Raw genomic sequence first — 23455 nt, 5'->3', positions numbered from 1 at the left:
ATACCATGTTTCAAAAAGTAAAAGATTTCCTAAAAAACAAGTATTTCCGATTTACATTTGCAGCCATAATTTTTATACTCTGGGTAGTATGGATTGGCAACTACTGGCTGCTTCTTGGATTACCTATCATTTTCGACTTCTACATCACCCAAAAAGTAAACTGGACATTCTGGAAGAAGCGCGGACAAAAGAAGACCGTTCTGATTGAATGGGTTGATGCCATAATATTTGCAGTTGTTGCGGCAACCCTAATCCGAATGTTTTTTATTGAGGCATACACCATACCAACATCATCGATGGAGAAATCGTTGCTGGTGGGCGACTACCTATTTGTGAGTAAGGTTGCCTACGGGCCTAAACTACCCAACACGCCAATTTCATTCCCATTTGTTCATCACACCCTGCCTTTTACAAAATACACCAAGTCGTTCATTGAGTGGCCCCGTTGGCCTTATAAGCGTATTGCTGGTTTTGGTCAGATAAAACGCAACGATGTGGTTGTATTCAACTTCCCCGAAGGCGATACGGTCTGCCTGCAGGATCAGAATTCAAGTTACTACACCCTGGCAAGAATTTATGGACGCGACTACATCCGTCAAAACTATGATATTATTTACCGCCCTGTTGATAAACGCGAGAACTATATCAAGCGTTGCGTTGGCATTCCCGGCGACACCATTCAGGTTATCCATGGTAGCCTTTTTGTTAATGGCAAAGAGCAGGCAAAGATTGGTAAAAGACAGTATAACTACCAGATAAGAACTAATGGCTCTACCATTAACCCAATACGGTTTGAAGAAATGGGTATTGCCCGTTCCGATATCAACTACAATGCGCAGGAATCGGTTTACATCCTTCCGTTAACCGAGGAAATGCTGGAACGTTTTAAAACCTTTAGCAATATAACTGAAATAACCCGAAACGAGAATACTGACTCCACAGTAATGTGGAAGTTAATTTTCCCCCACGATCCCCGCTATAAATGGAACGAGGATAACTTTGGGCCCCTATGGATACCCAAAAAAGGTGCAACCGTTACCCTCACCACCGATAACCTGCCACTCTACCAACGCATTATTGATGTTTACGAGAACAACGACCTGAGGGTTGAAAATGGCACTATTTATATTAATGGTGAACCAGCAAACTCTTATACATTTAAGATGGATTACTATTTCATGATGGGCGATAACCGACATAACTCGGCCGACAGCCGTTTTTGGGGATTTGTACCCGAAGACCATGTGGTAGGAAAAGCTTCGTTTATTTGGCTATCGCTCGATAAGGATAAACGTTTTCCTGCCAATATTCGCTTTAAGCGTATGTTTACAACCATTAAATAGGCTAAACAATGGCTACATAAAAACCTGTTGGAGGGGAATGGCACCCGCAACAGGTTTTTTAGTTCAATAAAAGCGTACAATGTCCAGTAAAACCATACTACTTAGCACAGCGTATTTACCGCCGGTTCATTACATGTCCGCCTTACTTAGTGCCGATAGAATTATTATTGAGGCACATGAAACTTACCTTAAACAAACCTACCGTAACCGATGCGTAATACTCAGCGCAAACGGTCCATTACCCCTTGTAATCCCTGTAATAAAACCAAAGGGCAATCATACCGGTATAACCGAAGTTATTATTGATTACTCTACCGGTTGGAACAGGAATCATTGGCGTGCCATCGAATCGGCTTACCGAACTTCCGCATATTTCGAATTTATTGCCGATGTACTAAAGCCCTTTTACAGCAACCCTTTCAATACCCTGTGGGAGTTCAACAATGAACTCCTAAAGGCAATTTTGGACTTCCTTGAGCTACCCGTTAATATCAATTTTACAAGTACCTTTCATAAAGTTGAACCCGAAGGAGTATTGGATTTACGTTACGCAATTAGCCCAAAGGCTAAAATGCCTGAAACCAGCTTGCACGCTACCCTACCATACTTTCAGGTTTTTGAACATCGCTTTGGGTTTACTCCCAACCTCAGCATTATTGACTTACTCTTTAACGAGGGGCTAATGGCAAGAGAGATATTAAGGATAAAGGATAAAGGATAAAGAGCCTGTTCCGCATTAGCGGGAATAAAAGTTCAAGGCTTGAGGTTAAAGGTTTGAGGTTATAGGATAAAAAGACATAAATTAGATTTCCATTTAGTTACACCATTTTTCAAAGTTATGATGAAAGGGTTGGCAGAGATATTCAAAACAAGGAGACTTGTGAAGGAAACTATAATTTCAGAGAATTTGAACAAGCATCATAAAAAAATGGTTTTGAAGTAATACCTTTGTAGGTTACATTTTTCCATTTCATCAATGCAAAAGCACGAAAAGGTAATATCGGTAAAAGGCGCAAGGGTTCATAATCTTAAGAATATCAATGTAGATATTCCCCGTAACAAGCTGGTAGTTATTACGGGTGTATCGGGTTCCGGAAAATCATCGTTAGCATTCGATACCATTTATGCCGAAGGGCAAAGGCGATACGTTGAGAGCCTATCGGCTTACGCCCGTCAATTCCTTGGTAGGATGAGTAAGCCTGAGGTTGACCTTATTAGCGGTATTCCGCCGGCCATTGCCATTGAGCAAAAAGTTAACACCCGAAATCCCCGCTCTACCGTAGGCACATCCACTGAGATTTACGATTACCTTAAGTTACTTTACGCCCGTATCGGAAAAACATACTCTCCCATTTCGGGCCGCGAGGTTAAGCGTCACTCGGTTACCGATGTTGTAAACTTTATCAGTGCCCATCAGCAGGGAACACGCATGACCCTTTTAGCACCTATTGCCGTTAACGGCAATATCAAGCTGAAGCTTGAGGAACTAAACCGCGAAGGGTTTACCCGAATTGATATTAACGGTAAAGTGATTAGGATTGATGATGCTCAAAACCGTGAACTTGTCGATTTGGCTGCTGCCAACACAAGGTTGATAATAGATAGATTTGCCGTTTCGGTAGATGAAGATTTTATTAGCCGGATAGCCGATTCGGTTCAAACCGCTTACGCAGAAGGAAATGGTTTTTGCATTCTTTCTATCGAAACCGACGAAGGAATACGGGAGGAGCAATTCTCGAACCTATATGAACTCGATGGGATAAAATTCGAACAGCCCACCGAGCATCTTTTCAACTTCAACAATCCACTTGGTGCTTGCCCAAAATGCGAGGGTTACGGCAAGGTAATTGGCATAGACGAGGATTTGGTAGTCCCCAACAAAAGCCTTTCCATTTACGAGGATGCTATTGCGTGCTGGCGAGGCGAGTCAATGGGTTGGTATAAGGACAGAGTAATTGAGTATGCATCGGCGTATAACCTACCTATCCACACCCCATACCACAAATTAACTGAGGAGCAGAAAGCATTGCTTTGGAATGGCACAAGGCACTTCAAGGGTATTTACGATTTCTTCGCGGAGCTTGAGGAAAAACGATACAAAATACAATACCGAGTTTTACTCTCACGCTACATGGGCAAAACCACATGCCCGGTTTGTAAGGGTGGACGTCTTAGACCTGAAGCATCGTATGTAAAGGTGGCTGGTTACACCATTCAGGAGTTAGTTAACATCCAGATTGAAGAGCTTTACGAGTTCTTTATGAACATCGAGTTGGATGAGCACGATGTCACAGTGGCAAAACGTTTGTTAACAGAGATTCGAAACCGTTTAGGATACATGGTTAATGTTGGGTTAGGTTATTTAACCCTTAACCGTTTGTCCGCTACCCTTTCCGGGGGTGAGTCGCAACGCATTAACCTTGCCACATCGCTTGGCAGCAGTTTAGTGGGGTCGCTCTATATACTTGATGAGCCTAGTATTGGTCTGCATCCCCGCGACACCCATCTACTTATCGATGTTCTTAAAAATCTGCGTGATCTGGGAAATACTGTGCTAGTGGTAGAGCACGATGAGGACATAATGCGCAATGCCGATTACATTATCGATATTGGGCCGCATGCAGGCCTACTTGGAGGTGAGGTGGTTTTTGCCGGAGAGCCAAGCCTAATCAACTCTGCATCCACTAGTCTTACCGCTAAATACCTGAACGGAACCGAAAAAATTGAAGTTCCGTTTAAGCGTCGCAAGTGGAATAGCTATATTGAGGTAAAAGGGGCACGCGAGAATAACCTGAAGAATATTGATGTAAAGTTTCCGTTAAACACCCTCACAGTGGTTACAGGGGTGAGCGGTTCGGGCAAATCGAGCTTGGTTAAGGGAATACTATACCCTGCCCTACTCAAGGAAATTACTGGGAGTGGCGAGCGGGCAGGCCAGCACGACTGCATAGCTGGCGATATTCGTCTTATTTCCGGTGTGGAAATGGTTGACCAAAACCCCATAGGCAAATCATCGCGCAGCAACCCTGTTACCTACCTCAAAGCGTGGGACGAAATCCGCAAGCTGCTTTCAGAACAGCCCTATTCCAAAAGTAACGGTTACGGCCCATCGCATTTCTCCTTTAACATTGATGGTGGCCGTTGCGAGGAGTGCCAGGGCGAAGGGGTTATTCACGTGGAGATGCAGTTCATGGCCGACCTAACCCTAACCTGCGAGAGCTGCCACGGTAAACGTTTTAAGGACGACATCCTTGAGGTAAGGTATAGGAATGCCAATGTGTATGACTTACTGGAAATGACTGTTAACCAGGCCATAGAGTTCTTTGAGAAAGGCAAAGGAAGCCTTGAAAAGAAAATCGTTGAAAAGCTAAAGCCTCTGCAGGATGTAGGTTTAGGCTACATCAAACTAGGGCAATCGTCGAGCACCCTTAGCGGTGGCGAGAGCCAAAGGGTTAAGCTAGCATCGTTCCTGCTCAAAGAGAATACCGATAAACCTATCCTTTTCATTTTTGACGAGCCTACCACTGGCCTGCATTTTAACGATATTAAAAAGCTGTTAAGTGCCTTTGATGCCCTAATTGCAAAGGGACATAGCATTGTTCTGGTGGAACACAACCTTGAGGTTATTAAGTGCGCCGACTGGATTATTGATTTAGGTCCAGAGGGTGGCGATAATGGTGGACACTTAATTTTTTCAGGCACGCCAGAACAACTTGCCTTGATGGATAACTCCTACACGGGTAAGTTCCTCTCTGCTAAGCTTAACCATTAGGTATAGCAACAAAAAAGCCGCCTAAAGCGGCTTTTATTATTTATGTAAGTAATTGAGGCGTAATGGACAAAATTCAGGCTATTTTTTAGGTAGTTTGTTCTAATGGACATTTTTCAGGCTTTTTATTTTAATGTTTTTCGAAAGAAGCAAATAGTATTAATAGATTTGTATGTCAGGTAAGCAGAAACAGGCTCTGCTGGAGAGCAACCTGTCAGGAATATCCTGACCGACTGGAATGGTCATAAAGGCTGACACTCGTCAGCCTTTATTTATTGACAATTCCAAGAGCAGATGCCTTCGAAAACTCATTTAATAGTTTTTTTTCAGCTTGACACTTAGCAAAAAAAGCAAATCTTCCATTCAAGGCTTTCAAATTCTCCAAAGTTCGATATTTATTGGAGTTAAACACTATGCCAGCCTGAAAAATGTCTATTAAGCCGTAATTGATTAGTCAGTTTTAAGGCCAAACATAATAGCCACACACCCACTCTTCAACTCCTCATTTTTACCTGATGATACAGGCACCTTAACAAGGATTATGAGCTGTTGGGTATTTTCAACCTTGAAATCCCATGAGGTGGCAAAATTGTTTTTAGCATTTGTGTATAACACCTTACGGTCAACATCCATTACCATAAACTCAATCTTACTAAGAGTTTCAGAGCCGCAAACGGATATGCGATACTGCTGACCAGCATAGAAGGTCTTGAAAAGTTCAGCATCTTCACCCTCGGTTAGTATTGCTGCATTGTAGTTACCATCGTGAACATAGGGCGAAAGTTCAAGCCTACATATCTTTTTGGCAAAGTTCTTACACTGAGCATTGGACGACGAAGGGAGTGCAAGAAATAGAACAACTGCCGAAACAAGTATATAAATCGATGATCTCATACGAACCATTTTATGCTGTGTATTTATTACGCAATTCAATCACTTTTGTTTTAAGCTTTTTAAAAGCTTCAGGGCTTACGGTTGTAACATTCTTCGATTTCAGTGTAGCAACCTTCGATTTTCCATCCTGTATAACTTTTACATCCGATACTGTGATTTTTACATCGTTGTATACCTTTTCAAGTTCAAGCATATCGGAATACAGCTCCCTAACATCGGCATTGCTATTGCTTTGCTCCAGAAGTTTAAGAACGGTTTGTAGCGATAACTTCTGATCGATAATGCGATCGACCATTTCGTTATCAACCTTATTGATATCCTCAACCAGCGAGGTGGCAATGTAAAGGCCCTCAATCCATCCACCAACAAGAATAATAGAACCGACAGCTACCCTATCGTCCTCCTCCAGGATGGAGTTGGTGTTGAGGAATGTTTCCGATATGGTCTCTAGGATAACATCGCGGTTATTGATATTCTCCTCCAGCTTCTCAATTACCGAATTGTCAATTGCATTTAAAATTCCTAAACCCTCTGCCATTTTCTTTGAAACGGTCATATACTTAATGGTGGCCTGGGTTTGGTCAAAAAGGCTTGCATAGCTCAAATCGGTGCTATAAATGCCCAGGTTAAGCGCCATGCTCTTGGTAGTATTGTATTTTGATGCGTTCTCTATGGGATTGAGCAACTCCTCATTGTATGTTGCCCCTGAGCGCTTAAGTATCATTGCAGTTTCCAGCGGCGATGGCAACGAGTAAAAAATCTGTTTAACCGATTCAATGCTACTAACCAAAGCGCTATCGGCAGCACCCTGCTCTTCGGATACCTGGAGCATCTGCTCCGATTCCCTATTGCATTTACACGAAATGGCAAGCACGGCCATAGCAGCCATAGCCGATAGGAGAAGTATTCTTTTCGATCCTTTATGCATAATGGAACCTTTGGGTTTAAATTTTCAACAATCGACAAGTAAATATACTATAATTTTATCAAAATCAATATCCAGTCTCAATTTTTTAGGTAAACAAATGATTTTAAAACCAAAGTAAAACCAAAAGCAATACCTTTGTAAAAAATTTTAAACCCTATGCAGCCCAACAAGGCAGAACAGTTCCAAAAGACTATCGAAGCGAGTTCCGACGAGGCAATTATTGGTTTGCTTACTGAATTGAGGGAAACCGGTGAGGACTATATGCTTCCAACAATACTTAGCTTGCTTTTCAGCACGCGTTCGGAAAAGTTGAAGAACGAGGTTGTAAACTTCCTGGTTGACCTAAAAAACAAATCGAGTATTGATACAATAGTTGAGGCAATAAGGCAAAACAAGAGGTCGAAAGATATTCACCTGTTGGTTTCGGTTTGCTGGCAAAGCCGCCTGGACTTTACTCCTTACGTCGATACTTTTATCGACATAATGGAACACGGCAATTACCAGGCTTGCCTCGAGGCTTTTACCGTGATTGAAAACATGACCGAGAATTTGAACGGAGAGCAACTTAACGATTTGAAAGCCAAAATCAAATCCGTCAAAGGGGATAACGCTGAAACTAAACCCCTAATTGAAGAGTTGGTGAAATTACTGGATGAACTATAAAAAAAGAACCGCCAGTTGGCGGTTCTTTCATTTTTATTCGTAGTTTGAAAAATACTTCATAAACTGGCTTCGCTCGTACTGCGTTGGGTCGGCAATGGAGCCAACATTAAGCTTACCCCTGAAATCGGATATCGTTTTAAAGCCTTTCTGGTTCATCCATTCTGTAAGGGTATTGAGCATAACTTCTATATGCTTAGGCCCGTTTCGGTAAATAGCAGAGCAAACTTGAACCGACTTGGCACCTGCTAGTAGCATCTTTACTAAGGCCTCGCCATCGTGAACACCTGTTGAAGCCGATATGTCAATTTCAGGAATCAAATGGCTGGCTATGGCTACCCACCTTAGGGTATATCGCAAATCCGATGGATTGCTGAAAATGTCGGCGGGCACCACCTTCATTGCATGAATGTCGATATCGGGCTCAAAGAACCGATTAAAAAGTACAACCCCTTTGGCTCCCCGGTAGCGAAGGTGCTCAACCACATTTAAGGGATTGGTAAAGTGCGATCCTAACTTATATGCAACAGGGATAGTTATAACCTTTTGCAGTTTCTCTGCAATGCTATTGTAAACTTGCTCATACTCCTCAGCCTTACGCTTAGGGTCGAGCGGCAAGTAGTAAATATTTACTTCAAGCGCATCGGCTCCAGCCTCCTGAATACGTGAGGCAAACGATAGCCATTGGTTATCGCTCAGGCAGTTTATACTAGCAATTACTGGGATATCAACCGATTGCTTTGCATTTTTGATTAGGTTTATATACTCCTGAACATTGTTGGCCGATACATAGTGCTTCAGGTAATCGGTTGCTTCGGTATAATCGGAATACTTTTCCAGGTGATTTACCTCATGGAGGATTTGCTCCTCAAATAACGACTTAAGCACTATAGCACCAGCACCAAATTCTTGGTATTTTTTAATGCGATCGACCGATGAGTTTAACCCGGAACTACTGACAATTAACGGTGAACGTAGCGATAGCCCCAAGTAGGATGTTTCTAGTTTAGCCATGGTTAAAGGTTTTTGAATACGATTGAAATTTACAAAAATTTAGTTTAGGTATAGCTTCGGTGTCCAAAAATATTACTTCCTATTCGTACCATGGTGCTGCCCTCCTCAATTGCAATGCGGTAATCGCTGGACATACCCATGGATAGCTCTTTAAACCAGGGTTGATTCTGGAAGTAGGTTTGTTTAACCTCGTTGAACAGCTTCTTAAGAAACCTAAACTCCATTCGAACCTGTTCCATATTGTCAGTAAATGTTGCCATTCCCATAAGGCCGCATACCCTAACATTTTGTAACTGCTTAAACTCCGGATTTTGAAGTAGTTCATGGAGTTCATCGGCCGATAGGCCAAACTTTGTCTCTTCCGATGCAATGTAAACCTGTAACAAGCAGTCAATAACCCTATTGCACTTTTGCGCTTCCTTATCAATTACAGATAGCAACTTTAAGCTATCGACTGAATGAATAAGCGACACAAATGGAGCAATGTATTTTACCTTATTGGTTTGTAGGTGCCCAATTAAATGCCACTCAATATCTTTTGGCATTTCATCATACTTTGAAATAAGTTCCTGCACCCTGTTTTCGCCAAAAGTTTTATGCCCGACATTATACGCCTCCATAATCACACTCACGGGGTGAGTTTTACTTACAGCAATCAGCTTAACATGCTGTGGTAATTCATTCTTGATTTTTTCTAGTTGCTCAGGAATGCTCATGATTACATAGTGTTTAATGCAAAAATAAACACTTTTGGCTTAGCTCCACTACAGGCTACACCATTTTGAAAACGATTGTTGAACTATGGCGATAAAAAAAGACTCAGCAAATGCTGAGTCTGTTAAAATTTCATTTTACACTATTCCAAGGCGTGGATTACCAAGCCGCTACGAAGCTTAGGCTCAAACCAGGTGGTTTTTGGAGGCATGATATTACCTGTATCGGCAATATCAATAAGTTGCTTCATGGAAACAGGGTAAAGCGCAAAAGCCACTTTCATCTCACCGCTATCCACCCTCTTTTTAAGCTCACCTAAACCACGGATGCCGCCAACAAAATCGATACGCTTTGAGGTTCTTAGATCCTTGATATCGAGGATAGGATCGAGCACAAGGTTCGACAGGATAGTAACATCCAGAACGCCAATGGGATCGTTATCGTTGTAGGTGCCAGGTTTAGCGGTTAGGGAATACCACTTACCTTCCAGGTACATGCTGAAATTGTGTAGTTGCTGCGGCTTGTAAATCACTGAGCCTTTTTCCTCAACCACAAAACCTTCGTTAAGTTTTTGAAGGAACTGTTCTGGAGTAAGACCATTCAAATCCTTAACTACACGGTTATAGTCAATAATCTTAAGCTGATTATCGGGGAATATTACGGCAAGGAAGTAATTATACTCCTCGTCGCCACGGTGGTTAGGATTGGCATTCTTTTTCTCAAGTCCCACACGAGCCGCAGCAGCAGTACGGTGGTGACCATCGGCAACGTAAAGGGCAGGGATTGATGCAAATATTTCAGTGATACGCTTAATGGTTGCCTCATCGTCAATTACCCAGAAATGGTGGCCAAAGCCATCGTCGGCAACAAAATCGTATTCCGGTTTTTTGCTTGTCACTACGTTTGTTACAATCTCGTCCATCTCCTTATGAGCGGGGTAAGCAAAGAAAACGGGCTCAATGTTGGCGTTTTGGATGCGGATGTGAATCATTCTATCCTCTTCCTTGTCTGGACGAGTTAACTCGTGCTTTTTGATACGTCCCTCCATGTAATCCTCAAAATGGCAGGCAGCTACCAGGCCATACTGAGTTCTACCATCCATGGTTTGGGCATACACGTAGTACATATCCTTGGGGTCCTGAACCAACCAGCCACGTTCCTTCCATTTGCGGAAGTTCTCCACCGCCTTATCGTAAGCCTGTTGGGTGTGCTCATCGATTATAGGATCAAAATCGATTTCGGGTTTAGTGATATGCAATAACGATTTTTCCCCTGCTTCAGCTTTTGCTTCCTGTGAATTAAGCACGTCGTACGGACGTGCAGCCACCTCCTTTGCAATCTCCCTTGGTGGACGAATACCCTTAAATGCTTTAATTTTTACCATAATTTAAACGTTAAATGTTAAACGTGAGACGTTAAACGGTTTTCAAATATCGAATTAATCCTAAAATAACTTGCTTTAATTTGTTCAACTTTTTTAAAAGCTCATCGATTCCATTAACAAAGCCCAATTTTGAAGCAATTATTATTTGCGTTTCCAATTCAGCCAATGAGCCAAGAGAGACATAAAGGAAATTTATGGTTTCCTTTGAACTACCCCTAGCGCATCCCTCGGCGATATTAGATGGTATCGAGATAGTTGAACGTCTTATCTGTTGGACCAACCCAAAATTTTCCTCTTTCGGAAAACTCTGAGTTAAGGAATATATCTCAACTGATAAATCAACGGCAACTTTCCAAGCATCTAATTCCTTATGGTCCATCCCTAAATTAATTCGGATAACGTTTAACGTTTAACGCCTAACGTATCAACTACTTATTTACCTGAAAATTTTTATCGCCATTCTTGATGAATGCCACAATTTGACGGGCAGCAGCTAAGCCTGCGTTAATGTTTGCCTCGGCGGTTTCAGCACCCATCTTCTTGGGTGTGGCAAATACCCTGCCCGGGAACTTCTCAACCAGCTCAGCATGGCAGTCGGCCATGATATCAGTGGCATACTTTAAATCGGTACGCTCGGCAAGAACCTTTTTGAGGCCCTCCTCGTCTATCACCTCCTTACGGGCAGTGTTCACAAGGGTGGCACCCTTGGGCATTTTGCTCAGCAAGTCGTAACCAATTGATTTTTTTGTTTTATCGTTGGCCGGAATGTGAAGCGAAACGTAGTCGCACGAGGAGTAAAGCATCTCGATGCTATCAACCACTTTAATACCGTCTTTTTCCATTACTGCCTTATCAACAAAAGGATCAAAGGCATAAACCTCCATGCCAAATCCCTTTCCGTACTTGGCAACCAGTTTGCCCACGTTGCCATAGGCGTGAATACCTAATTTTTTACCAGCAATCTCAGAGCCTGTTCCGGGCTGGAAAAGGTTACGGGCCATATAGATCATCATGCCAATAGCTAGCTCAGCAACTGCATTTGAGTTTTGACCAGGAGTATTCATTGCCACAACTCCCTTAGCAGTGCAAGCAGCCAAATCGAGGTTGTCGTAACCTGCACCGGCACGAACCACTATCTTCAGGTTCTTACCTGCATCAACAACTTCCTTGGTAACCTTATCGCTGCGTACGATAAGTGCATCAACATCGGCTACAGCCTTAACCAAATCGTTAGGATCGGTGTACTTTTCAAGCAAAACCAATTCAAACCCGGCATCCTCAACAATTTTTCGTATTCCTTCCACAGCAACCTTTGCAAAAGGTTTCTCAGTGGCCACTAGTACTTTTGTCATAGATTTTAAGTTTTGAGTTACTTTATTGGTTCATTGGTCAGAAATCAGAATTAGGATATTAAACTCATGAATCTCCTTAATTCTTTAGGTTACTTCGGTTTCGTGTCGACTTTTTAGATGAATCAAGCATTTTGCTTTCTTCAAGTTATACACTGAACTGCACCTATCCAACCTAAACCCATCTATAAAAAAACCGAAATATCCTAGCATTTTGCGATAGAGCCCTATAGATACCTGGGTACCTTTTGTTCCAAAATCCATTTTTCACAATTCCTTCTAGCAAAGTTTGATGAAGGCTCATGGAAAATGGCTTATTAATTTGAAAAATACTTAAAGAGAGAAAATGATGAAACCTTAATTCTAAAAAAATGGGCTGAACAGGAATGAACCCATTCAACCCATTTATATTAAATTAAGCATTTTGCTTCTCAAACTCCTTCATGCAGTCAACCAGAGCCTGAACACTTTCAATAGGCAAAGCGTTGTAGGTTGAAGCGCGGAAGCCGCCCACAGAGCGGTGACCTTTAATACCAACCATTCCGGCCTTCTTTGCAAAGTCCATGAAAGCTTCCTCTTTATCCTTATACTCAGGTTTCATAACAAAGCAAATGTTCATAATAGAACGCGAATCCTTTTCGGCAGTTCCAACAAACATTTTGCTATTGTCAATAGCATCGTAGAGTAGTTGAGCCTTCTTCTTGTTTAGCTCGTTGATTTTTTCAACGCCTCCAATTCCCTTAAGCCATTTAAGGGTTTCGCGCATGGTGTATATTGCACCGCAAGGAGGTGTATTAAACATTGATCCATTTTTAATGTGGGTGCTGTAGTCGAGCATTGTAGGAATCTTGCGCTCAACTTTGCCCAGGATATCCTCACGGATAATAACAAAGGTAACGCCGGCAGGGCCAACATTCTTTTGAGCGCCACCGTAAATCAACCCATACTTTTTAATATCAACCGGACGGCTCATGATATCGGAACTCATATCGGCAACCAGGGTTACCGGCGAATCCATATCATACTTAATCTCAGTTCCGTATATTGTGTTGTTGGTGGTAATATGGAAGTAATCCACATCGGTTGGAATGGTAAACCCTTTTGGAATATATGTGTAATTCTTATCGGATGAGGAAGCAACGGTAACAACCTCACCAAAAAGTTTGGCTTCTTTCAGAGCCTTGTTAGCCCATACCCCAGTATCAAGGTAGGCAGCTTTGCTTTGGAGTAGGTTGTATGGAACCATGCAGAACTGTAAGCTTGCACCGCCTCCCAGGAAAAGAATATGGTAGTTTTCTGGAATGTGAAGCAATTCACGCCAGAGTGCTTTGGTTTCCTCCATAATTGCCTCAAACTCCTTTGAACGGTGCGAGATGGTCAGGATTGACATGCCAATACCATCGAGGTCGAGAACTGCTTTGGCAGTGTTTTCAAGTGCTACTTCGGGCAGGATACAGGGACCTGCATTGAAATTATGTTTTTTCATGGCGTTAAATGGTTTAAGTTTTCAACTGTTATTGCAAGAATAGGTCAAATTTCAAAGATTTTTTTCAAATTTCCTAAATAAATGTTATCAAACAGGAAGTTTGAACCGTTTTTTAACAATCGTTTGCAATGCTAAATTAAAGGCACTAACTTATCCTCTTTGAGAACTGGAATTGTATCGGTAACATCGGAGGTAAAGCAGTAACCAATAACATCATCCAAGCCTAACTTTTTAAGGCGATGCCGCTGAGCTACTTTTTCAACGTAGCTGGTTAAATCTACTTTAGCCACATTCCAAAGATCAATAGCAGCGTTGGTTGAATCGCATATGGTCTCGAAACGGCCAGTGGTTAAAAGCCTTTGCGCCAATGCTCCTGCAAAAATGGCATCCTCAAGACAGAACTTGCCTTTCCAACCGGCACACATGATAAGTATATCGCTTGAGCGGGCGTTAAGGTAACTTTCAACGGCAGAGATATTTAAAAACGAGGCTATAACCACCTCCTGGGCATCACGTCCTAAAGTAATTGCATTTGTTCCGTTGGTGGTGCTATATACAATAGTTTTCCCGTTAACAGTTTCAGGGGTAAAGTAAAATGGAGAGTTTCCAAAATCGGCAAAGTCGAGCTTTTGGCCATTGCGTTCAGCAACCACAAGATAGCCATTGCGTTTATATTCATGAGCCTCCTCAATGCTGCGCACAGGAATTATCTCCTTAACCCCATTGTGAAACATGGTGCAAATTACTGAGGTTGCCCTGAGGATATCAACCACCACAACTATTTTACCGTCTTTATCAAAGTGCTGAAAGATGGTAGGCGAAAATGCAACTTCAATCCTTGGCATGGTATAGTTTGATTTAAAAAAAGGGGGCTGTGCCCCCTTTTACGGTTTATACTTTTGCTAAGTGAAAGGGAGGCTTAACAATTTTAGCCTTTAATTTCTTATCGCGAATACCAATATAAATCTCATTGCCATCGTTCCAGTGGCCTTTCTTGATATACCCCATGCCAATACCCTGCTTACTCATAGGCGACATGGTTCCTGAGGTAACCTCGCCAATTTCGTTACCTTGAGCATCGTAAATCAAGTAGTGTTGGCGGGGTATTCCGCGATCAATCATCACAAAGCCCTTCAGGCGGCGATCGGTTCCCTCGTTTTTATGCTTTTCCCATACATCGCGGCTAATGAAGTTCTTGCCGGGGACAAACTTGGTTATCCAGCCTAAGCCTGCCTCAATGGCCGAAGTAGAATCGTTAATATCGTTTCCATACAAGCAGAATCCAGCTTCCAGACGGAGCGTATCGCGGGCGCCTAATCCAATTGGCTTAATGCCATACTCAGCACCTGCCTCAAAAACAGCCTTCCATAGTTTATCGGCATCCTCGTTGGCGCAGTATATTTCGCATCCACCAGCGCCGGTGTAACCTGTAGTAGAGAATATTACCTCCTTAATCCCTGCAAATGGGATTTTCTTAAAGGTGTAGTATTCCATATCAACCACATTCTCTGTAGTTAACTTTTGCATGGCCTTCAAGGCTAAAGGACCCTGAATGGCAAGCTGCGCAAATTCGTCGGAAGCATTATATAGCTCCTTACCGGGAGTTAAACCAAACTTTTTACCCTGCTCGCAAAGCCAGTTCCAGTCCTTTTCAATATTAGCAGCATTCACCACCAAAAGGTAGGTTTCAGCATTAACCCTGTAAACTAAAAGGTCGTCAACTATTCCGCCCTTATCATTCGGGAAACAGCTATACTGAACTTTACCGTCGAATAATGCTGAAACATCGTTACTGGTAACGGTTTGGAGAAAATCGAGCGCTTTAGGGCCTTTAACCCAAATTTCGCCCATGTGCGAAACATCAAAAACACCAACTTTCTCACGAACAGTTATGTGCTCGTCGTTAATACCAGAATACTCAATGGGCATATTATAGCCGGCAAATGGTGCCATACGGGCTCCAAGCTCTATATGGTACTTTGTAAATGGTGTATTTTTCATTGGTTTTATGTGTTTATTTAAAGTACCACAAATCTATGATTTTTATTTGTTTCTTGTTATTTAAACCGATTTCGATGTAAACTTTTATGCTTATGTTTTTCAACATATCACATTTTTTTAGTAAATTTGAAAGTAGTAGTATTCTCAATCTTTTTTAAAGATGGCTACCGATCAGGCAACCCACCATGTAAACCTCGATTTTCTGAAAGAGATTTCGGAAGGGAGTACCGATTTGATGCGCGATTTGATTAACCTTTTCATTACCCAGGTACCCACCTTCTCTGAGCAAATGGAAATCTACCTTAAAAATCAGGATTACTGCACCCTGGCAAAACTGGCCCATAAAATTAAGAACTCGGTGGCCATGATGGGAATTGATGAGCTTACATCCGATATGAAAAAACTTGAAAACATTTGCACCAGCAAACCCAACGATGACACTGTAAAGGTTTACGTGGAAAGGTTTAAAAAAATATCAGGCGAGGCTTCTGTTGAACTACAACATATTCTTGAATCGTTATAAGTATAAACTCTAAAAACTTACATATATGATTGATGTTGAAAAAATTAACGATGTATTGGTGATCTCGTTCAGCGAAAATAGCAAGCTGAATGTAACCGTTACACAAAAGATTAAAACTGAAGTTATAAAAGTGATTACTCCAAATGCAAAGGTAGCATTAAACCTAAGCGGTGTTAGCTATATCGATAGCACAGGTTTTGGCATGTTGCTATCAATACTCCGTCATTGTAAAAATTCAAACGCCACCTTAAAGCTATGCAACATCAGCCCTGAAGTAATGGAACTCATCAAGTTGTTACAACTTCAAACCGTGTTCGATATAAGGGAAAGCGTTGACGATTGTATTAAGAGTTTTTAATCGAAAGCATCATACTTTAAAAGCCACGATAAAACTCGTGGCTTTTTTACTTGTAAACCATTTGAAAACCAAATAGTCAAAGGGAAGTAACCAACCTAAATCAAAATAGTATGAAACGTGCAATCACATTGCTTTTATCCTTTACTATTTGGATATTGTTTTCACATGCACAGGTAATAACATCGCCGGAAGAGCATTTCGGTTTCACGCCCGGAGCCGATCGTATGCTTTTCAAGTACGATCAAGTTGTTGAGTACCTTAGAAAGGTTGAAACCCAAAGTCCAATGGTTAAGCTAACACCAATTGGTCAAACAGCTATGGGAAAAACTCTTTATGCGGTATTTGTAAGCAGTAAAGAGAATATCGCTAACCTTGATAGGCTTAAGGAGATTAACAAACAGTTAGCCATTAACTATTCCCTAAACAATGCTGAAAGGGAACAAATGGTAGATCTAGGCAGGGTTTTTGTGATGGCTACCCTCTCCATGCATTCCACTGAGGTTGGGCCTACCCAGGCTCTTCCAACAATAATTTACAGGTTGATTTCTGGAAATACGTTCAGCAATACTCTTAACAACGTTGTTTACATGGCAGTTATTTGCCACAACCCCGACGGGATGGACATGGTTGTTGATTACTATAACCAATTCAAAGGAACAAAATACGAGGGTGGCCCCATGCCTTTCCTTTACCAAAAATATGTTGGTCACGATAATAACCGCGATTTTATTACCCTAACCCAACCGGAAACAAAAGCCATATCCAGGCTAACCAGCCAGGAATGGTTCCCTCAAGTTATGGTTGAGAAGCACCAGATGGGACTAACGGGTCCCCGGTACTTTGTACCGCCCTACCACGACCCAATAGCCCAAAATGTTGATGCAGAACTTTACACTTGGTCGAACCTTTTTGGGCAAAACATGCTAAACGACCTTACCTCCAAGGGTTTGCAGGGCGTTAGCCAACAAAATCTTTTTGACAACTACTGGCCGGGCTCAACTGAAACCTGTTTGTGGAAAAATGTAATAAGCATGTTAACTGAGGCAGCCAGTGCCAGAGTTGCCACTCCCGTATATATTGAACCAACTGAGCTAACCGGCACCTCGAAAGGGTTGGCTGAGTATAAAAAAGGTGTAAACATGCTTTTACCATGGCCTGGCGGCTGGTGGCATTTATCGGACATTGTTGCGCTTGAAGTTGAGTCAACCATCTCAATGCTACAAACTGCCAGCAAGTATAAGGAACGAATTCTAAGGTTCAGAAACGATATCTGCAAAAAACAGGTAAGCCTGGGTAAAACAATCGCTCCCTACCATTATATACTTCCAGCCAATCAGCAGGATCCAAGCGAGCTTGTTTCGTTAGTAAACTTGCTCAAAGAGCACGGCGTAAATGTTTACCGGTTAAAGCAAAGCATCACTATACAGAATCAAAATTTCCTTTCTGGCGATATTGTTGTTCCACTTGCACAGCCCTTCCGGATGTTTATCAAAGAGGTGATGGAACCCCAGGAGTTCCCTGAACGGCGGTTAGAGGAGGGTGGAAAAGTATTGGAACCATACGATATAACCAGTTGGTCGTTACCATTGCATAAGGGTTTAACCTGTTTTACCATAAATAACAACGCTATTGACAACAGCATTATTGAACCCATACAATCAAGCTTCACGCTAAACCAAAAAACGTTACCCGAAAAAGGCTTTGCATTACTTCCTTCAACAGTAAACCAGTCCTATAAATTGGCAGTTAAATGCCTAAAGAGTGGCGTTCAGGTGGAGCGAACTAACGAACATACTGTGTTCGATGGCATTGAATTACCAGCAGGAAGTTTCTGCATTCCCCTGAATGAAAAAACCAGACAAATACTTAACGATGCGAATTTTAGTATAATGACTTCAGATGTTAAACCCAACAATACCAGCATCAGCAAGATACGTCGGATAGGTTTACTTGAATCGCAGGTTCAAAGCATGGATGCAGGTTGGACTAAGTATATCCTCGACACCTACGAAATTCCATACACTGTTATAAATCCTTCGCAGGTTGCCGAAGGCAACCTACTATCGAAATTCGACCTGATTATTATTCCAAACACCAACGCAACCCTGCTCAAGGATGGCAAATTCAAAAGGAATGGGCAAGTTATTCCGCCGGTTTACCCCGAAATTTATACCAAGGGAATGGGACAGAAAGGGATTGAGGCCTTAACCGAATTCATTCAAAATGGAGGAACCGTTTTAGCTTGGGAGCAGGCAACTGAACTGTTTGAGGGAACGTTATCACTCAAACAGGGTAATGTTTCCGAGGAGTTTATGTTACCCTTTAAGAATAACGCAAAGGAAGTTCAAAAGCAAGGCTTTTCCTGTCCCGGCTCTTTAGTCAGATTAAAGATAAAACCTGTTTACCCATTCACTTTTGGACTTGCTGACGAGTTGGGAATTTTCATGCGCGATAGCTACTTGTTTGAAACCCAAGTTCCTTCGCTCGACATGGATCGAAGAGTAATTGGATACTTTGAAGGGAAGAGTAAACTCCTAAGCGGTTACCTTAAAGGCGAGGAGTTAATGGATGGCATGACCGCAGCAATATGGCTCAGGAAAGGGAAAGGACAAGTAATTTTGCTTGGTTTTAGCCCAATATTCAGGGCATCGGTTCCTTCAAACTATAAAATTCTTTTCAACACAATCTTGTAAAATAGCCAAGGGGTTGCAAAATGCAACCCCTTATTTTCTTTAGAGTTTTTTCTGGAAAATCCTATAGCGTTTGTAAACAACACCGCCCATTTTTTCCATCTCGGCACGCATCTTATGGTTTGTTTCTAGCTCAAGGTGGCTATCAATAATAGTCATACCTGCTTTCTGAGCCTCGTGTAGCAATTCGGCCCCCATCCAGGTATCAAATCCTAAATTCCTATACTGCGGATGAATGGCGCCAAGCAAAAGACTTAGCGTTTTTGAAGTTCGCATTGCTCTTAAGATATGAATAAACCCTAATGGAAAAAGGTATCCCTTACTCCTTTGAATACCGGGACATATATCGGGAATACCCAGAATGAAAGCCAATGGCTGATTGTGGGCATTAGTTATAACCTTCAAAAAGCGGGGATCGATAAATGAAAGGTATTTTGCAGCAAGTTCCTCCATTTCATCGGAATCCATGGGGTTAAAACCATAGATATCAACAAAGGTTTCGTTAACCAGTGAAAGAACGGGTTTAATGAATGGTTTGATATCGCTTCTTTTGGAGAAGCTAAGCATTCTAAAGCCGTTGGCTCGGGATTTAACCCGTTGAAGTATGTGAAGGTAAAAGTCGGGTAGTTCATGGGGAACAGGAACCTTGTATACCACCAAATCAATGTCCTTCTCAAACCCATATCGGTTAACAAATTCAACAAGGTAGGGGTAGTTACAGTTCGAAGCCAGAACAATTGGTTCATGGAAACCCTCAACTAGTAAACCCTGAGGGTCTTTATCGGAAAAACCCATGGGGCCAATTAACCTATCCATACCTTTTTCCTTTGCCCAATTCTCAACCTCTCCCAAAAGTGCCTGTGCAACATCGTAATCCTGAAATGTTTCCAGATTGAAAAAGCGGGCTGTTTTTTCGTTATGGATTTGGTTATATCGCTTGTTGATTATCCCCATTATTCGTCCTACAGGCTTACCCTCATTTAAAGCGAGGTATAGCACGGTATCGGAATACGACATGGCTCTGTTTTTCCTGGGATTGTAAAAATCCCACTCATCGGAGTAAATGGGAGGTACCCAATTCTTATGTCCTTTATGGATTATTGCAGGTAAGTGAATGAATTTTCGGAGATCCGTTTTGTTCTCTACCTTGACTATTTGAATGCCCATTTAAGTAATTTTAGGATACAAACCACAACTTTAAAAATTATTTGAGTGATAAACAAAAAAATCCGCAGTGAAATTTCTCACTACGGACTTTGCTTAGTCAATACGCAGTATTACCCAAACATCAAAAAATATGTAAGTATTCCAGCAAAGTACCCAAGTAATGCTAGTAAACTGATGTGTTTTAAATACCACATAAAATCGATTTTTTCAAGTCCCATTACAGCCACACCAGCGGCAGAACCAATAATCAGAATGCTACCTCCTGTACCAGCACAATAAGCCAAAAGACTCCAAAAATTACCATCAATCACATAGGTTGAACTTGTTGCGATTGCAGTGTTTACCAAATCTAGCGAAACCGCAGGATGCATACCCATGGCTGCAGCTACAAGTGGAACATTATCTACAACCGATGAAAGAATACCTATAAGAATGTTTGGTGGATAGGGACTTGTAAATGACCTATCGAGCCATTGCGAGAGCAGGGTTAAATGCCCGGCCGTTTGTAAGGCGTCAACAGCCATAAGGATACCCAAAAAGAATAGTATGGTAGGAACATCTACATTCTTAATAACACGAGCTACTGTGCGTTTCTCCTTTTCATCAAGGTTATGCTTACGGTGATACATCACCTCAGTGAATATCCAAAGAACCGATAAACCTAAAAGCATTCCCATGAATGGAGGCAAATGGGTTAACACCTTAAATACTGGTGTGAACAGCAAAGCACCAACACCCAGAATAAAGATTAAGTGGCGCTCCCGACGGGTTGCAGGAGTTACCGAATGAATCTTTTCTGAACTAGAATCGTGGCTCTGGGCAAAATCGCCTTTAAGGGTAAATGAAAGTGCTACGAGTGGGACTATTAAGCTAACTAAACTAGCAAGGAAAAGCTTTGGAACAATACCAGCCGTTGTTACATTACCCTTTATCCAAAGCATTATGGTTGTTACATCGCCAATAGGCGACCAAGCCCCGCCTGCGTTTGCAGCAAGTATAACCATTCCAGCGTACAGCCATCTATCGTGCTTGCCATCAATAAGCTTGCGAAGCAAGGCCACCATAACAATTGAGGTTGTAAGATTATCCAGAACTGCCGAGAGGAAAAAGGTAACAAACGATATTATCCACAAGAGCTTAACTTTATTGCGGGTCTTAATCCTATTGGTTATTATTTTAAATCCACCATGCTGGTCAACAATCTCAACAATAGTCATTGCTCCCATTAGGAAGAATAGAATCTCAGAGATCTCTCCTAAAAACCCAAGAATCTGATTATCTGCAATATAATTAACATACTGTTCCCATTTTGGCAACGATGCCAAATCGGGATGACCGTTAATAAACTCCCCAAACCTTCCACCAATATCAGTACCTAAAATTCCACCAGCATCTAGAATTAGTAAAACCCATAAGGCAACACCAAGAAAAAGTGCCGATGCTGTTTTGTTTACCTTGATATTATGCTCAAGTGCAATAGCTGCATAGCCAAGAACAAAAAGAACTACCATTAACAAAAACATAGCATTATACTTTTTAAATTTGGGTGCAAATGAATAAAAGAATTTTCATATTGAAAAATATAGATACTTTTATTTACTTGTTAATCGATTAACAGATTGCAACGTTTCACATAAAGCGTTTAATATGAAACACCTATGTAAGGCAGCTTGCACAAACACAGATAAACAACCGAGCGTTTTTTGCGAGCTCGACGAAGTCAAACCATGGGTGTTCCATCCGCTCGATAAAGTTTGTTAAAAGCAAGAGAGTAACGAGTTAGTAATTAATAATATAAATATTTTGTACGGATGAAATCATTGATAAATTCAGCAAGAAACTTTTTCTTACCACTCCTTTTGATTTTTACGATTAATTGCTACCCCCAGGGGAGCGAAGATCGTATGCAATGGTTTTCCGATGCAAAATTTGGAATCTTCATACACTGGGGCATATACTCGTTGGGAAATACATCTGAATCCTGGGCTTTTTACAACAAACAGGTATCGCATGCCGACTATATGGCGCAAATAAACCTTTTCAGCGCGGAGCGCTACAATCCTGCCCAGTGGGCAAGGCTAGTTAAGCAGTCGGGAGCAAGGTACGTTGTTATCACAGCTAAGCATCACGATGGAGTTGCAGTGTGGGATACCAAACTCAGCAACCTCTCCATGGCAAGGCAATCGCCAGCATCCCGCGATGTTCTATCGCCATTTATTAAAGCTTTACGGGAACAAGGATTGAAGGTTGGAATTTACTTCTCGTTAATTGATTGGACACACCCCGATTACCCCGGATTTACAAGAGACTCGAACCGTTACAATGTAGCCGATGACACCTTAAGGTGGCAACAATACCTAAACTTTTGCCACGGGCAAATTGAAGAGCTTATGCAGCTCTACTCCCCTGATTTAATCTGGTTCGACGGCGACTGGGAGCACTCGGCCAAAGAGTGGCAAGCCAAAAAAATTAGAGAAATTATTCATAGGCATAACCCAAACACCATTATTAATGGCCGATTACAGGGTTATGGCGATTACGATACGCCAGAACAAAACTTTCCGGTAACAAGGCCTAACCTGAAATACTGGGAACTTTGCATGACCATGAATAGCTCCTGGGGATACCGGGTAAACGATACAATCTATAAAACTCCCTTTGAAATAATAAGCATCCTTACCGATGCCATCAGCATGGGTGGAAACCTGTTGCTTGATATCACCCCAAAAGCCGATGGCTCAATCCCGGAAGAACAGGTTAAAACCCTTAACACCATTGGGAACTGGATTGGTAAACATTCCTATGCAATTTATGGCACACTACCGGGTTTGCCTATGGGGCACTTCTATGGCGCTACTACCCTTTCAAAGGATTCAACATCGCTATTTCTATTCCTCCCGGCCAAAACCTATGGCCAAATCATGCTGAAAGGAATTAACAGCCCAATAAAAAAGGCAACAGTTTTGGGAACAAACCATGAACTACTTCATAAAGTTGTTGGAAAAATTTCATGGTGTCCGGTTCCAGGGCTCATCTTCATTGATGTTCCCAAGGAACTAACTGACGGCTTGATGACCGTAGTTAGGATTGATTTTGATGAACCAATAAAACTTTACCGAGGGAAAGGTGGTTTAAACTAAAAGGAAAGCCGCTCAAAACAAGCGGCCTTCATCCA

At 41.8% G+C, this 23455-nt stretch carries 20 protein-coding genes; 8 read left to right on the top strand and 12 right to left on the bottom strand.

What is annotated here, in order from left to right; translation table 11 throughout:
* Positions 1–5: 5 nt before the first annotated feature.
* The 3 genes from lepB to uvrA all read left to right on the top strand — a co-directional run bounded on the left by lepB (position 6) and on the right by uvrA (position 5115).
* A complete protein-coding gene (gene lepB / locus AB6811_RS09015) occupies positions 6–1343 on the top strand; it encodes a signal peptidase I (protein WP_369490122.1) in 1338 nt (445 codons plus the stop codon).
* A gap of 79 nt (positions 1344–1422) precedes the next feature.
* Positions 1423–2064: a WbqC family protein gene (locus tag AB6811_RS09010; RefSeq protein ID WP_369490121.1), complete on the top strand. Its 642-nt coding sequence runs from the start codon at positions 1423–1425 to the stop codon at positions 2062–2064.
* 255 nt (positions 2065–2319) lie between these two features.
* Entirely contained in the window at positions 2320–5115 is a 2796-nt protein-coding gene (gene uvrA, locus AB6811_RS09005) for an excinuclease ABC subunit UvrA (RefSeq protein WP_369490120.1), read from the top strand.
* A gap of 447 nt (positions 5116–5562) precedes the next feature.
* Here uvrA and AB6811_RS09000 read toward each other — a convergent pair whose 3' ends face one another.
* Together AB6811_RS09000 and AB6811_RS08995 are read right to left on the bottom strand one after the other, a co-directional pair.
* Positions 5563–6006, bottom strand: coding sequence for a hypothetical protein (locus AB6811_RS09000; RefSeq protein WP_369490119.1), 444 nt, complete (start codon positions 6004–6006; stop codon positions 5563–5565).
* Between the two features lie 10 nt (positions 6007–6016).
* Entirely contained in the window at positions 6017–6934 is a 918-nt protein-coding gene (locus AB6811_RS08995; protein ID WP_369490118.1) for a hypothetical protein, read from the bottom strand.
* Between the two features lie 156 nt (positions 6935–7090).
* Here AB6811_RS08995 and AB6811_RS08990 point away from each other — a divergent pair, with 156 nt between their 5' ends.
* Complete coding sequence (locus AB6811_RS08990; RefSeq protein WP_369490117.1) at positions 7091–7597, top strand: hypothetical protein; 507 nt, start codon at positions 7091–7093, stop codon at positions 7595–7597.
* Between the two features lie 33 nt (positions 7598–7630).
* On the opposite strand, the gene AB6811_RS08985 is transcribed toward AB6811_RS08990, so the two are convergent.
* From AB6811_RS08985 to gcvT, 8 genes are all read right to left on the bottom strand, one after another.
* A complete protein-coding gene (locus tag AB6811_RS08985) occupies positions 7631–8608 on the bottom strand; it encodes a dihydroorotate dehydrogenase-like protein (protein ID WP_369490116.1) in 978 nt (325 codons plus the stop codon).
* 44 nt (positions 8609–8652) lie between these two features.
* Positions 8653–9324, bottom strand: a complete 672-nt coding sequence (locus AB6811_RS08980) for a YggS family pyridoxal phosphate-dependent enzyme (protein ID WP_369490115.1) — start codon at positions 9322–9324, stop codon at positions 8653–8655.
* Between the two features lie 140 nt (positions 9325–9464).
* Complete coding sequence (locus AB6811_RS08975) at positions 9465–10706, bottom strand: DUF1015 domain-containing protein (RefSeq protein WP_369490114.1); 1242 nt, start codon at positions 10704–10706, stop codon at positions 9465–9467.
* A gap of 31 nt (positions 10707–10737) precedes the next feature.
* Positions 10738–11085, bottom strand: coding sequence for a four helix bundle protein (locus AB6811_RS08970; protein WP_369490113.1), 348 nt, complete (start codon positions 11083–11085; stop codon positions 10738–10740).
* Between the two features lie 49 nt (positions 11086–11134).
* A complete protein-coding gene (locus AB6811_RS08965; protein ID WP_369490112.1) occupies positions 11135–12058 on the bottom strand; it encodes a 3-phosphoglycerate dehydrogenase in 924 nt (307 codons plus the stop codon).
* A 412-nt stretch (positions 12059–12470) separates the two neighbouring features.
* Entirely contained in the window at positions 12471–13541 is a 1071-nt protein-coding gene (gene serC, locus AB6811_RS08960; RefSeq protein ID WP_369490111.1) for a 3-phosphoserine/phosphohydroxythreonine transaminase, read from the bottom strand.
* Positions 13542–13672: 131 nt separating this feature from the next.
* Positions 13673–14386: a 2-phosphosulfolactate phosphatase gene (locus tag AB6811_RS08955; protein ID WP_369490110.1), complete on the bottom strand. Its 714-nt coding sequence runs from the start codon at positions 14384–14386 to the stop codon at positions 13673–13675.
* A gap of 46 nt (positions 14387–14432) precedes the next feature.
* Positions 14433–15542, bottom strand: a complete 1110-nt coding sequence (gene gcvT / locus AB6811_RS08950) for a glycine cleavage system aminomethyltransferase GcvT (RefSeq protein WP_369490109.1) — start codon at positions 15540–15542, stop codon at positions 14433–14435.
* 160 nt (positions 15543–15702) lie between these two features.
* Between gcvT and AB6811_RS08945 the strand changes: the two genes are divergently transcribed.
* The 3 genes from AB6811_RS08945 to AB6811_RS08935 all read left to right on the top strand — a co-directional run bounded on the left by AB6811_RS08945 (position 15703) and on the right by AB6811_RS08935 (position 19116).
* Positions 15703–16065: an Hpt domain-containing protein gene (locus AB6811_RS08945; RefSeq protein WP_369490108.1), complete on the top strand. Its 363-nt coding sequence runs from the start codon at positions 15703–15705 to the stop codon at positions 16063–16065.
* Positions 16066–16090: 25 nt separating this feature from the next.
* Positions 16091–16423: an STAS domain-containing protein gene (locus AB6811_RS08940; protein ID WP_369490107.1), complete on the top strand. Its 333-nt coding sequence runs from the start codon at positions 16091–16093 to the stop codon at positions 16421–16423.
* A gap of 110 nt (positions 16424–16533) precedes the next feature.
* A complete protein-coding gene (locus tag AB6811_RS08935; RefSeq protein ID WP_369490106.1) occupies positions 16534–19116 on the top strand; it encodes a M14 family metallopeptidase in 2583 nt (860 codons plus the stop codon).
* A 39-nt stretch (positions 19117–19155) separates the two neighbouring features.
* Here the strand turns inward: AB6811_RS08935 and AB6811_RS08930 are convergent, their stop codons facing one another.
* A complete protein-coding gene (locus AB6811_RS08930; protein WP_369490105.1) occupies positions 19156–20280 on the bottom strand; it encodes a hypothetical protein in 1125 nt (374 codons plus the stop codon).
* Positions 20281–20390: 110 nt separating this feature from the next.
* Complete coding sequence (nhaD, locus tag AB6811_RS08925; protein ID WP_369490104.1) at positions 20391–21803, bottom strand: sodium:proton antiporter NhaD; 1413 nt, start codon at positions 21801–21803, stop codon at positions 20391–20393.
* Between the two features lie 288 nt (positions 21804–22091).
* Between nhaD and AB6811_RS08920 the strand changes: the two genes are divergently transcribed.
* Positions 22092–23420 carry an alpha-L-fucosidase gene (locus AB6811_RS08920; RefSeq protein ID WP_369490103.1) on the top strand — a complete coding sequence of 443 codons (1329 nt, stop codon included), beginning with the start codon at positions 22092–22094 and terminating at the stop codon, positions 23418–23420.
* Positions 23421–23455: the final 35 nt, after the last annotated feature.

The organism is Tenuifilum sp. 4138str, from assembly GCF_041102575.1.
In the GTDB taxonomy this organism is placed as follows: domain Bacteria; phylum Bacteroidota; class Bacteroidia; order Bacteroidales; family Tenuifilaceae; genus Tenuifilum; species Tenuifilum osseticum.
Note: the sequence above shows the minus strand (reverse complement) of the source record. Positions and strands in the feature narration are given on the sequence as shown.